Source organism: Palleniella intestinalis (genome assembly GCF_013166595.1).
Classification (GTDB): domain Bacteria; phylum Bacteroidota; class Bacteroidia; order Bacteroidales; family Bacteroidaceae; genus Prevotella; species Prevotella intestinalis.
In genome coordinates, this window is sequence record NZ_JABKKG010000002.1 from 410437 (window position 1) to 423842 (window position 13406).

Annotated in this window: 10 protein-coding genes; 1 reads left to right on the forward strand and 9 read right to left on the reverse strand. The window is 42.1% G+C overall.

Translation table 11 applies throughout. The features are described 5' to 3' along the window. Positions 1 to 16 precede the first annotated feature (16 nt). Both HPS57_RS04230 and HPS57_RS04235 read right to left on the reverse strand, forming a co-directional pair. Positions 17 to 1264 (reverse strand): ATP-binding protein, encoded by a 1248-nt coding sequence (locus HPS57_RS04230; protein WP_172180454.1) that lies wholly within the window; start codon positions 1262 to 1264, stop codon positions 17 to 19. Between the two features lie 178 nt (positions 1265 to 1442). Further along, positions 1443 to 2885: an alanine/glycine:cation symporter family protein gene (locus HPS57_RS04235; protein WP_172180456.1), complete on the reverse strand. Its 1443-nt coding sequence runs from the start codon at positions 2883 to 2885 to the stop codon at positions 1443 to 1445. A 449-nt stretch (positions 2886 to 3334) separates the two neighbouring features. Between HPS57_RS04235 and HPS57_RS04240 the strand changes: the two genes are divergently transcribed. After that, positions 3335 to 4123, forward strand: a complete 789-nt coding sequence (locus tag HPS57_RS04240; RefSeq protein ID WP_172180458.1) for an aspartate dehydrogenase domain-containing protein — start codon at positions 3335 to 3337, stop codon at positions 4121 to 4123. Between the two features lie 99 nt (positions 4124 to 4222). Here HPS57_RS04240 and HPS57_RS04245 read toward each other — a convergent pair whose 3' ends face one another. The 7 genes from HPS57_RS04245 to HPS57_RS04275 are packed head-to-tail and all read right to left on the reverse strand — an operon-like array spanning position 4223 to position 12921. Beyond that, positions 4223 to 4714, reverse strand: coding sequence for a tellurite resistance TerB family protein (locus tag HPS57_RS04245; RefSeq protein WP_172180460.1), 492 nt, complete (start codon positions 4712 to 4714; stop codon positions 4223 to 4225). A gap of 14 nt (positions 4715 to 4728) precedes the next feature. Beyond that, positions 4729 to 6513: an AAA family ATPase gene (locus tag HPS57_RS04250; protein WP_172180462.1), complete on the reverse strand. Its 1785-nt coding sequence runs from the start codon at positions 6511 to 6513 to the stop codon at positions 4729 to 4731. Between the two features lie 7 nt (positions 6514 to 6520). Beyond that, the gene (locus HPS57_RS04255; protein ID WP_172180464.1) at positions 6521 to 7012 is read right to left on the reverse strand and encodes a CpXC domain-containing protein; all 492 of its coding nucleotides are present in this window, start codon (positions 7010 to 7012) and stop codon (positions 6521 to 6523) included. 58 nt (positions 7013 to 7070) lie between these two features. Next, positions 7071 to 7835 (reverse strand): DUF2971 domain-containing protein, encoded by a 765-nt coding sequence (locus HPS57_RS04260; RefSeq protein WP_172180466.1) that lies wholly within the window; start codon positions 7833 to 7835, stop codon positions 7071 to 7073. Positions 7836 to 7838: 3 nt separating this feature from the next. Further along, a complete protein-coding gene (locus tag HPS57_RS04265) occupies positions 7839 to 10334 on the reverse strand; it encodes an Hsp70 family protein (protein ID WP_172180468.1) in 2496 nt (831 codons plus the stop codon). A 15-nt stretch (positions 10335 to 10349) separates the two neighbouring features. Next, positions 10350 to 11276: a hypothetical protein gene (locus tag HPS57_RS04270; RefSeq protein WP_172180470.1), complete on the reverse strand. Its 927-nt coding sequence runs from the start codon at positions 11274 to 11276 to the stop codon at positions 10350 to 10352. Positions 11277 to 11304: 28 nt separating this feature from the next. Beyond that, positions 11305 to 12921, reverse strand: coding sequence for a hypothetical protein (locus tag HPS57_RS04275; protein WP_172180472.1), 1617 nt, complete (start codon positions 12919 to 12921; stop codon positions 11305 to 11307). Between the last annotated feature and the right edge of the window lie 485 nt (positions 12922 to 13406).

Here is a 13406-nt window from a genome sequence, read left to right on the forward strand (position 1 = left end):
AATGCACAAGAAACTGCTACCCAAGGAATTGCGCAGCATGAATGGCAGTGATGTTCTCTCCAAGCTCTGCCACATTGACATCATTGCTAAGCACAAAACTGTGGAGCAAAGGCTTGTCAAGCAGTGGTTGCAGCGTGCGCAAATGGCGCGCATCGGTTCCCTGCACATGCTCCGTCAGCTTTATTTCAAAGGCATAATAACCATCCTGTGTCTCCAAAAGCAGGTCTATTTCCTTACCGTCGGAAGTACGCAGATGATACAAGAACACATCCGCCTCTATCTGTTTGATTTGCTTGTACATCTCCGCAATGACAAGACTCTCAAACTCATTGCCGTTCGGCATTGACTGTTTGCGCAACACAGCCTGCAGGATGCCATTATCAAGATAATGTATCTTCGGCGACTTTACCAGCCTTTTTGCCGTGTTTCTTTCCCAAGGCTGCAATGTGATGGTCTGGTAACTCAGTGTCAAGTATTGCAGATACCGTTTCACAGTTGTCGCACTCATACCTATGTGGTTGGCTATCGCCGAGACATTGCACAACGAACCTGTCTGCAACGCTAACAGTTGCTGCAGCTTACTGTAAGGCTCAAGGTCCTGCATGGCTGCCAAATCCCTCACATCACGCTCAAGATAAGTCCTGATATAATCAGCCAGCCAACTGCGTTTCTCAGCGTCTGTCCTACGCTCATCACAGAGTGCAGGATAACCGCCATAAGCCTTATAATGCTCCCACGCCTCCATTTTCCTTGCATACATTGGGTCAATCAGGAACGAAGGGTACAATGCCGGCAGCTCCTTTGTCTTCAACAAGGTCTGGAACGGTGAGTCCGGCACAGTGTCATTCCAGTCTGTTGTCTCTATCTCCGGCAATGTCAACGGAAAAATTTCCTTTATCGTACAACGTCCGGCAAGGCTTTCCTTCACCTTATTTAATAGCAGCAACTGACTCGAACCAAGCAAAACATACCGTGGCTCGTCCCATTGGTCATACACCGACTTTATGCTTTCCACCAGCCGAGGACGCTTCTGAACCTCGTCAAGCACAGCCTTCGGATACAAACTCCTCCACTGTGACGCCGTCAGTCGAGCATATCCGTCTGCTGCAACGGGATCTTCTATTGAAAGATATGTATAGTCTTTTAATCCGTTGCGTACTATAGTAGTCTTTCCGGTCTGTCTCGCACCCGTCAAAACCACTATCCTGCCGTTCACACTTTCAGCAGTCCTCGCTATGTCACCGACTATGTATCTTGCTTTCATCGCTGTTGTTTTTATTTACCGGCAAAGATACATGTTTTTCCTTAAACTACCAAATCATTCAACCAAGAATGTCGGATATTGGCGTAAAATCCGACATAAAATGTTTAAATTTACGCCAAAATCCGACATCGAATGTTGGATTTTACGCCAAAATCCAACATTTAAGTGCCTGATACTACTATTCCCAACACTCTATTTCGTCGGCAATATCGGGCATCATCGACTTCTTGAAGACAGGCTCTTTGATGCCGGATTTCTTCTGCTCGCGGTAGTTTTGCAGCAGGCGGAAAGCGTATTTGCCCAACAAAGCGATGGCAACAAGATTGCACATCGTGAGGAGTGCCATACAGAAATCGCCTATCATCCAGACAAGGTCGAGGCTCACCAGCGCACCGAACATGACCATCACACCGGCAGAGGTTATGCGATAGGCGGTCATGACGGCATTGCTTTTCGTGAGGAAACGGATGTTTGCCTCGCCATAATAGTAGTTGCCGATGATGCTGGAGAAGGCAAAGAGGAAGATTGCGACAGCTATAAAGACCGGCCCTAAATCACCGATTTCGTGCCCCAACGCACTTTGTGTCAGGGCAATACCATTCAGTGACGTGTCCCTGTACGCACCACTAAGCAGTATGATGAATGCCGTGCATGAACAAACAACTATGGTGTCCGTGAACACTCCGAGTGCCTGAATCAGACCTTGTTTCACGGGATGCGACGTGCGTGCTGTGGCTGCGGCGTTCGGAGCAGAACCTTCGCCTGCCTCATTGGAGAACAATCCGCGCTTGATACCGTTCATCATCACCGCCCCGATACCGCCACCGGTCACTTGCGTGATGCCGAAAGCGTCCTTAAGGATTATGGAAAACATCTCCGGAACGAGGCGGACATTGGTTATAACGATATATACTGCCAGCAGGAAATAGCCTACCGCCATAAGCGGAACAATGACACTCGATACTTTCGCTATGCGTTGTATGCCACCAAAAACCACTAACAATGAGAGGATTACGAGCACTATTCCTGTCACGGTCGTATCGAAACCGAACGCCACATTCATCGCTCCACAGATAGTGTTCGACTGTATGGAATTGTTTGATAGTCCGAACTGAAGGGTTATGAGCACGGCAAAAAGCTGCGCCATCCACGTTTTCTTCAATCCTCGCTGTATGTAGTACGCCGGACCACCGATGAAAGAGTCTTTGTTACGGAGCTTGTAAAGCTGTGCGAGGGTTGACTCCACGAACGATGTTGCTGCCCCGATAAGCGCAATAAGCCACATCCAAAACACCGCTCCCGGTCCTCCTATGGCAATGGCTGTTGCCACACCTGCAAGGTTTCCGGTGCCGACACGCGAGGCAAGCGACACGGCAAACGCCTGAAACGATGAGATATGCCGCTCCTTCCCTTTGCCGGAAGCATCGCCCTTCATGGTGTCCTGCCCCGTCTCCACCGCCGAGTCCGTAAGCAGGCGTATCATCTCAGGAATCATGCGGAACTGCATGAAGCGTGTCTTCACTGTGAACCACACGCCGCAGGCTATCAGTGCGATAACGAGAACGTATGTCCACATTATATCGTTGACATCGGTGAGCAGAGTGTTTAGTATGTTTTCCATATCCAATCGGGCTTACAAAATGACATTATAGCTGCAAAATTAATGAAAAATATTATCACATCCAAACAATATCGGGAATTTAGTTGTAATGCTGAAACATTACGTTCCGTTTTCCCTGCATAGCTACCTGCAAAACGAAAAGCACAAATACGTTTTTACCGCCATAACTATCTCAAATCCACCATATTATCCTCAACAAAACCAAAGGTATCACTTTGGTCGGCAAAGTGTTACCTTTGACCAAGCCAAGCATTACCTTTGGCAGTGCAAAGTGTCACCTTTCATTATGTCAGTAAATGCTCTCGCTCGGAAAACTCAAATAAAATTTGGTTTTCTCTCGACTTATTCGTAACTTTGGCTATGTCAGATTGGCTACGCCGAAGGTACTCACGCTCGGAAAACCCAAATAAAATTTGGTTTTCTCTCGACTTATTCGTAACTTTGTACACATGGAAAAATTAGTAATAGTAGGATGCGGAAAGTTGGCAAATATTGTTGCCGACGCGATTATCAACGGTTTGCTGCCGGAGTATGACTTGGTGGGAGTATGTTCACGGACGCTTTCCAAGGCGGAAAGCATTGCGGAGAAAATGAGAAAGCATGGGAAAGACTGTGCGGTGTGCGAATCCTTGGACAGTCTTTTGGCACTGAAACCTGCCTATCTTGTGGAGGCAGCCTCCCCTGCCGCAATGCGTGAGCTGGCTCTTCCGGCATTGGAAAATGGGACATCTATCGTAACTCTGTCCATCGGTGCGCTGGCAGACAAGGAGTTCTGCGAGCAGATTAAGAGCGCCGCAAAAGCCAATGGCACAAGGGTTTACATTGCTTCGGGTGCTACCGGAGGATTTGATGTCTTACGCACAGCATCACTTATGGGCAACGCTTCCGCCCGTTTTTTCAACGAGAAAGGGCCGGATGCGCTAAGAGGGACTGCCGTTTATGACGAGACTTTGCAGACAGAGCAACGGACTGTGTTCGCAGGAACGGCTGCCGAAGCCATCAAAATGTTCCCGACGAAGGTTAATGTCACTGTCGCAGCCTCCTTAGCGTCGGTAGGTGCGGACAAAATGCAAGTGACGATGCAGTCCACTCCGGGCTTCAAGGGCGACACGCAACGTGTAGAAATAAAGAACAATCAGGTGCATGCCGTGATAGATGTTTACAGTGCCACATCCGAGATTGCCGGCTGGTCGGTGGTAAACACCTTGCAAAACATCATGTCCCCGATTGTATTCTGATGACAAGTTTATGAAACAATTTCCGCCAAGGCTCGCGAAAACCTTGGCGGAAATCGTTATGTTGCACTCGATTTGGTGAAAGCAGCAAATTTTCATAATTTATCCAACAGAATTATTCTGGTCATCATATTCTGCAAAGTTTATATTACTGAATACGACATTTCCCCACTCAGGGTCTTCCACTACATTAATGTCAGGAAACAAAAATTCTTCGATATCAGGATTCACAGCAAGAATTTGTTCATCAGTCAATGACAACCGGCTGCGAATTTTCTTGAAGAATTTGACTTCTGAATATTCTATTTTATTATCAGCATATATTGTCCGGATAGCAAAGTCAACAATGTTCAGTTGCTCTTCAGCAGAAAGTTCCTGCATACTCAGTTCTTTCAGGTACTGTTTCAGAAATAGGACTCCTGTTGAATTGATCGAAACAACATATTCATTTATCGTTGCTTCAATGTCCATACCTCTAAATATTTCTTGCTCAGAAGTTATGCTATTAACCAATGCAACTTCCTCTTTTGCTATATCACCATCACAAGCCATGCAGCAAAAAATGGTTTTCAAGTACAATTCATTAGTTTTCATATCGTTTTGTATTTTTATCTGAATCCGATTTTAGGTCTTTTCCCTGATTTGTTTACTTCTTCTCCATTCATTTGCGCCTTGATTGCTTCATAGCGTTGAAGTTCTTTTATGGCCAATGATGGTCGAACTGTATTAATAGTGTCCTTCAAAATGCCCATAGTTATCTTTGAACGTTTTTTGAGAGCTATACGTGCAGCGTTGTTCACAATCAGTTGTATATCCGCTGAGACATAGTTCTTTGTAAGCGCTGACAACTCATCATAATCCAGTCCGAAATCATAAGGTCTGTTCTTAAGATAAAGCTCGAAAAGGGCTTTCCGTGCGGCATCATCCGGAACTCCTATATAATATTTCTTTTCCAAACGACCGGCACGCAATATGGCAGGGTCTATCATGTGGGGAGAATTTGTTGCTCCGATGATAAAGACACCTTTCTCCCCTGTTCTGTCCATCTGTGCCAACATTTCGTTGACAGCACTTCTTGACATTTCATGCACATTTTCCTCTCGATTGGGAACTAGTTCGTTAATCTCATCAATAAAAATAATGGTAGGCGCATTTTCTTCCGCCTCCCTGAACATCTTGGCTATATTCTCTTGCGAAGCATTAACATAACGGCTTTTAAGTGTAGCAGGTGTAATAAACATAAAATTAAACCCAACTTCTTCTGCAAAATGCTTGGCAAAAAATGTCTTGCCGCACCCTGGAGGACCATATAACAGCATTCCGTTAGGGATAGTAACACCATATCGCTCATATTCTTCCGGATGATGCAAAGGTTCGATTATTTCTTCTTGAAGCTGCAATTTTAACTCATCCATTCCGGCGATAGCAGAAAAACCAGGACCTGCTGCTTTATGAGAAAGCGAAGTGTTCCCTGTCTTATCAGCCTTATTATCTTCGTTGGCTTTAATCTTCCGACATGTATCCTGCCTTTCAACCTTTATTTCGCCTTTAATGGCTTGGATAAATTCATTTGCAGACTGGAACCTGTCCTCCACATCATAACTCAATGCTCTTATTATGCAATTTACAAATTGCTCATCAAGTTCGAAAATATCCTTTTGTGGAAGTCGCAAAGGTTTATTGCGTTCTTCAAGAATACGCTCCACCTTATCTCCTTTGAATCGAGACAAATCGACAAACCATGGCAACTCACCATAAAGCAGTTGGTACATAATCACACCAACAGAAAATATGTCCGATTGGATTTGGCTCACACCGGAGAATCTTTCCGGTGCAAGATAGAATGGACTTAACTCATTCAAATCAGGCTTTACTGGTGGCTGATTGAGAAAACATGCATGTCCAAAATCAATGAGCTTCAAATCCGCCAATCCGCCAACCATATTGAGCATTATATTCTGAATAGTTACTTCTCCATGTATAATTGGAATAATAAGGTTATGAAGATAGTCCAAGGCTGACAAAACGGCAACTGCTATTGTTTTTATATCATATACACTAAACTGGTTATCACGCACTAGCCTTTGAGAGAGTGTTTCCCCACTTACAAACTCAGTTACAATGTAAGTTCGCTGACCGCCATTCACCATGATGCTGCCGGAATCAACAAAAGAGCATAAGTTGTGATGGTTGAGTTTCTTGGATATTTCCACCTCTACAAGATTTCCGCTATCATCAATTTGGTAGCGATTAAGCTTGGCATAATTGATAAGCTTCAGAAAGCGTGTTTTTCCACACTCGTCTTTCACACGATAGGTTTCCGCATAAAGGCTTTCCTTATGCGGAAACACTACTGTATATTTTGATATTTCATCATTCTTGTTATACAGCATAATTCAGTTATATTAATGTTAAGCCGGCACAAAAAATCACGAAAAAGACAATTAAAGTGAGACATCCTTTATTACTTGGCTGCTTGCCATTCGTCAAAGCAGAGATGTCATATTTCTCTATTTTGCCTCCTTTCAGTTCCCCTCTATAATATTTCTGAATAGTTTCCTTGAAAGTCTCCCAATTTGCAATCCGAGGTGCTGTTGCATAATAACTTCCTGCTCCAAACATTTTTGCATATCCTGCTGTGTCTGCATCTATTCCATTATCATGAAAAGGCTCCCACCAAACTGCAAAGCCCTCCTTCACATCAACATACATAAACGGATAAGAAGCCTTAAATGAAAAGCCACAACTATTGCATGTACAAACGTTGATCTCATCATTCATCACAAGATTGCGATTGGTTTCATGTTCTCCCCATATTGTCCTGAAGAGTTTAACCGGATATTCTTTCCCGCATTTCGGGCATTTTATTGTTGCGTCTATTAGTTTACTCATAGATATATTAAGTTTTATTTATCTTGATTCATGTCTGCTTGATTTTCCATATTGATATTTATTGATACGGTACACACGATGGAATAATATCTAAGTCTTGAATCCCCAACTGCTTAAAGATTCTTATGATTGAGAATGACGTTTTATCAACATCAACTTTAGGACCTAAAGTTATCGACTTTATCGCAGAAAGAGGCACACGAAATTCTTTATAAGGAATCAATGTATTTGCAGCAGCCCTATAACTTTCATCAAATCCACTATTTATGACTATGCGCCATTCCTCTTCTTCACAAAATGCTTTGTGTTTATATTTCATCATACCAAGCAATATACGTGACACGACAGTAACATCATGAATCTCCGCATTATTACGCATAGCCTTAATCAAGGTTTGAATATCTTCACTCTGTTTTAGTTTACTGGCAATATCTTCACTTGTTGTATATTCACATTGTACAAAAGAATATTCATCTAGGCTCTTTATCTGCCATTTATTAATGTTTGCAAAGGATCCTTGTTCAAAACCAATTGCCACTCCTACAGCATTATTTGCATATCCACGCCACATATTTAAGTCGTCTTCCTTGCTCGACAATGAGAATACATACGGATATCCATTCAGCAATTCACATGTTTTGATTACATTTTCAGGAATATCACAGATTTTTAAAGCTTCGGTGAGCAATTTTGCTTCTTTTGAATCATTCAAATAGTAAGCATGGGTAGCCCTGAGAACTATATAATTCTCAGGGTTACCTTGTACATTTGCGTTTTGCAGGATTGCAAGTAGTGTTTCTAATGTCGTATAATGATATAGCATACCCTATCCTTTTAGCAAACCACCAGCATCAGCCTTTTCGTCATCCGGCATACAATCAAACAGTCCCCTGACTATTGGATGAAGTTTGTCTACAGTTGGATTGCTGTTTATTATCTCCATTCCTTGATTAAGGAGCTGTCGCGCACGGCTTGCATTCGTCCAACGTATGGCACCGAATCTGTCATTATAATGTTGGATAAAACCTGCGAGTTGGTACAGCATCGTAAGATGCATGAAGAGTGAATGGATTTGATCCAACAATTCCCGCCCAATTTTAACATCCTTAGAACGAATTACTTGGTCGGTCTGACGGCGTAATTGTTCAACAACTTGTGAAGTCTTTTCGTTTCCAAGTTCATCTTGTGCTTTTTCCAAACGGTCAAATTCCTCACGCAGCTCTGCATCCAAGCGGTCCCATTCTGTGGCATCGTCTTTATCCTCAATGCTGCGAAGAACCTCTTTCAAATGCTGTAGCACAGCTTTCTTTTCAGAACTATTGGCAGCTTCTTCTTTCACTGCATTCAATTTTTCCTGCAATTCATTGGTATTTATACCGACCTCATTCAGTCGGTCTATGCTATGCTGTGCTTCCACGAGGTCTCTATTAATAACCGCAACTGCATCAGCAATGGATTGTTTCTTGCCTGTGAAAAACTCTTTCTCTACCGTTGTGTCAGTAGCCAAGAAATGTACTTCAAGCGTCATCTGTTCGGAAGTATCCACTTTCATTGTCACATCCACAGAAGAGTTCTCAGTAATCAAAGAATCAACATCGTCACCTGTTATAATAATGTCGGCAACGTATTCATAAAGAGAAGCACTCCTACCTTCTGCTCCATTAAAATCGTCAACTTGATATACAGGAATCTTAAGTGTATCACTCCCCACTCCTGGACGCAGCTGACCAGTAGTCTTCAAGTCGTTGATTACTCCGACAGCAGGTACTGGTTTGTTTTTCTCAAGGCCTTTCGCCATACGGAATACAGGACGCTTTTTCACATCGCTCCACGTGGCAATACCTATATTGTACGGAAGTGGTGCCGCACCAACTTTTGAACCCTGAATAATCGTGATTTCATTTGGAAAGCACGGAAGTCTATTACCTTTTTCATCGTATGCTATTACAGCAAACGAATTTGGTTTTGACTCAAGAAGATTGGTTTCAATGACATTGCCAATGATGTCAATTTCCACTTTGCCACTCGACCAGGCCTTGTCACTTCTTTCCAATTCTACATACACTTTGGAATAGTCGCTGTCTGCTGACAGTTTCGCACTTACCCATTCTGTGGTTTCTACAGAAGTTGACTCATACCCAATATCCAATTTTACCGTACCAACTTTGATTTCCTCATCATCTACAGCTGCATCCATCGTTGATGCATAAAGTGCCGCTCCTGTTGCAACAGCTGTCATCGGATCTATGCTTGTATCCACATTGGGCGTTATTTGTTCCATTAACATCTGACGAATTAATGGAGAATGCGTTGGACCACCGACAAGAATCAATTTGCTAATTTGAGTTCCTTCAAGATTATTTCGGCTTAATAGGTTCTTGCATATATCAACAGCTTTTTGGAAATAAGGGCGCATGACATCAAATACCTGAGCTTGTGTAAGAGTCAAGTCCAACTCTATCTCCTCTCCATTCTCGTCTTCACCCAATTCACCAAGATCAGAAAAAATGTCTTCATGGTCTTTAAACGACAACTGATTCTTTGCTTCTTCAGCGAATGTCTTCATCGCATCACGGAGAACCTCTTTCTTATCAGCATTTGCGATTGTCTCACCCAATTCATAGTTCTGCATTAGGTAAGGAATGATAATGTTGTCCACAATAGCATAGTCCAGATTCTTTCCACCAAGGTAGTTGTCTCCCTCGGTATCAAACACCTGCATAATACCATCTTCAACCTTTAGCAATGCTGCATCAAATGTTCCTCCACCAAAATCGAATACCATCCAAATGCCATCTTTCTCGTTAGTGGACAATCCGTATGCCATAGCTGCAGCGATAGGTTCTTGCAATAGTTCGCATTTTGTAAAACCGGCCATCTTTGCAGCTTCCATTGTCGCAGTCTTTTGCCCCACAGTAAACTTTGCCGGAACAGTTATCACTACAGAAGAAATTTTCTCATTTGTCACGAATGACTTTAATGTCTTCAAAACTTCGGCGGACAGCTCTTCTGAAGAATAATCTCTATCCATATAAGAACTATTATACCTAGTATTAGTTCCCATAGTGCGCTTAAACTCAACGTATGCATTTGAAACTCCAGCCTTACCAACTTTAGCCGCCTTAAGTTTGCCACTCTTCATGTCATTGAAAGCAGAATCTCCCGCCTTAACACTTTTCTTCTTGGTAAAAGAAACACATGAAGGCATAGTGTCCTTGAGAACATCTGTCTTGATTACAACTGGTTCCCCTTTTTCCATTCTGCATATTGCAGAGTTTGTAGTACCGAGGTCGATACCATAGTCAATTTTTAATCTTGCCATAACTGATATATGCTTTTAGTCTGATTGGCTCACCTCTATTTGTGCAGCCTGAATCATTATTTGTTTATAATTTACCTGAGGTTTAATAATTCGAGTGATAATTTGTTGTCCAGTCTCCAAAGACTCGTCAGTAACAAATGTAACATCAGCCTTCATACCTGGTTGATATTGTTTACCAAGCATATCAACTATTTCATAGTCGTTAGCTTTGAAATTATCTTTAATTCGTTGGACACCCTTTGCCAATTGCTTGTAACCTTTAACGGACGCGTCCATACGAGATAAATTCAACTCTATTCGGACTATCTCCCTTGCCACTTTAAGAGCCAGCGAATGGTCTGTTCCTGTCGGTGTTAAAGCTTGCTGAATATTTATCTGCTTTTCCATTAAGGAAATCATCTGATTATCCAGCTTGGCTGACTCTTCTTGTATCTTTATGTAAGACTCTTTTAAGGATTCCTGAATCTTACGTATCTCATCAATAGATGATGAACCACGTTTTACCTTTTTACCAATGTTAGCTATGGTAATTCCCACAACAGTAATGATAATCATTATAATTGTTACAATCCACAATGTCCGTGTCAATAGCACATCATTTGTTGACCGAATATCCTCATGAGTTTCTAGTAGATTCAGACTAAGCTCTTTCTTGTCTGAAATCTGATTCTTGGACAATTCCACAGTCCTAATTCGTAAACTGTCACAAGCCTGTGATAATGCACAATATTTTTCTTGCAAAGAGTCAATAGCAGATGTTAATGAACGAACGTTTTGGTTGGAAGCTTTTAATTCCATTCCCAATTGGTTATTTTTCGTTTCAACATTTTCTATGCGTTGTTGAAGATTTGCTATGTCTGTTCCTGTATAGCTATTTTGAGCCTGTACAGAAATGCAAGACAAAGAGAAAATGGAACAAATTATTAACTTTCTAATTTTCATTTTATTAATTATTATAGATTATTATGAATTAGTCCTCGCTGAAAATAGCCTTGAGTATAGGGCCAGCAAACATTAAACCGAGAATACAACCTGTAACGAATCCTTCTCCTCCATTAAATAACGCCCCTATGAAGCCGACAAGAAGAGCACCAATAAGGTATGCCAGCCAACTTGGCATTTTCCCGGAAGGCGGAGGTGTAGGAGGTGCAACGGTGTCTGGTGTAGGAGGAACAATACGTGGTGCACGAGATCCGTCGTATGTGGTTGTAGATAATCCAACTTGCTCACACATATTCTTTAGCGACTGTCTGTTTGTGTTATACCTATTGGATTTAAATTCAACTTCCATATCAAACCCATCCATAATCGTTGTAGCTTTCCAAGCAATCCTCAGAACAGTTCTCAAAGAGGATAACGCAACTTCTCTGTCCACAATCATATTTAATTTGAATGTCGGGTCATTTTGCAGAGCATTCACCTCCTCTATGACGTTATATAAGGCTACATTCACCACTTGCGTGGAAAGTTTAAGGTAAAAACTATTCGTTGAACCCAACTTTATTTTGATTGCTTGAAGATGGGGTTTCGTATTGGTCAAGAGGGTAATGGAGTGGCAAGTCTTGTCTGGAAGACTGTTGGCTCTCCTCAATTCATCTTGAACGGCATTGGCTTCCGTAAACACTTCTTGAGGAGGAAGACTATCGATAATTTTCTTGAGGATATCAACATTTTCCTTGCACCTGTCCTTCGCCATTTTACCCACAACAATACTTTGAGCATACGATTGGAGTTTCATCGCCTTTTGGGCAGCATCTTTTGCCTCCGAGCCGTTGAAATAATCTATTCCACACTGAAGGATTGCCAAACCGAGTTTGTCAGCGATTGTTTGATAACGTATGTCTGAAGCAGGCAAGTTTTTTTTGAGTTGCGTAAGTGAGCTTTTTGTGGATGCCATCAACTTTTCTCCGGCTTGCAAGCGGGCTGTTGCTCCTTTACCTCTTGACGCTTTTGCCGTCTCAATAGCATTCGTAACAGAATCAATTAGAGGGTTGATTGTTTTTTCTGCGATATAATTTCTCCATTGTCCATTCGTTATTACATTCGTGAACGACTGCATGTCGACCTTGGCCTCAAATAATGAATCAATAAGCATTTGCCAAAGAGGAGTTTCTATTGATACACAATCACCTATTACCTGCGCTATGAAATCTTCTGAAAAACAAGAGTATAATATTTCTGCATAGCGGATAGCAGAAACCCAATCTTCGCTAATACACGCCAATACAAAATTATTCTGAAACGAAGAAACATTATTTTTGTTGTTCCAGATAGTTTTGGCCATTTCCACATTACCAACCATTAGATGATTAAAAGCAATACTATCAAGCGGAGTGGAACTCATCCACCAGAATTGAGCAAACCTAATTTGGTCAATTGGAAGTGTAAGTTCTGATTCGGCATTAGCAACAGTTTCCACTGTGCGGTCTATGTTTGGCAATATATTGGGCAAATCTAAAGGAAAAGACACAGTCTTCCCCACTTTCAAGAAGGCATTCATCTTTCCCTTATTAGCTACACGCTCTTTGATTGGAGAGTTTGAATAAACACCCAAGTAGCGATAAGGATTCTTGGCGATAATATCCATGGCCAATTATCATAGAATTTATGCAAACTGGCTGCCATGGCTTGCGGTTAACATATATAGTGGTTTGCGATGTACGTACATACAAAAAAGGTGTGGAGCCTGTACTGTTGCCCGTTTCACGATGTAAGGCTCTCGCATTGCCCTGTTTGTCGAAACGAGCAACGCAAAAAGCCCCACGCCGATAGCATATTATAATGATATATAACCATACCACTTTAGTAACCATAATCGTAGTTACCAAAGACAATTGTGGCTGCATATCTATAATATACATCCCATAGGGCGTTCACGTTGCTTTGTTCTTGACAAACAGTTTGAATTTGCGAGATTCTACATCGTCAAAACCAAAGCGTCAGTTAAACGCCTTCTCAATATGTATTGATTCCCCTTCCCTACCCGCTTCCGCAGTCATGCCTTTTATGAAAAGAGGTTTGCTTCCGCTCGGCGTGGACTTATAGAACCTTTACCGGAGAGCCCGAGGTGGC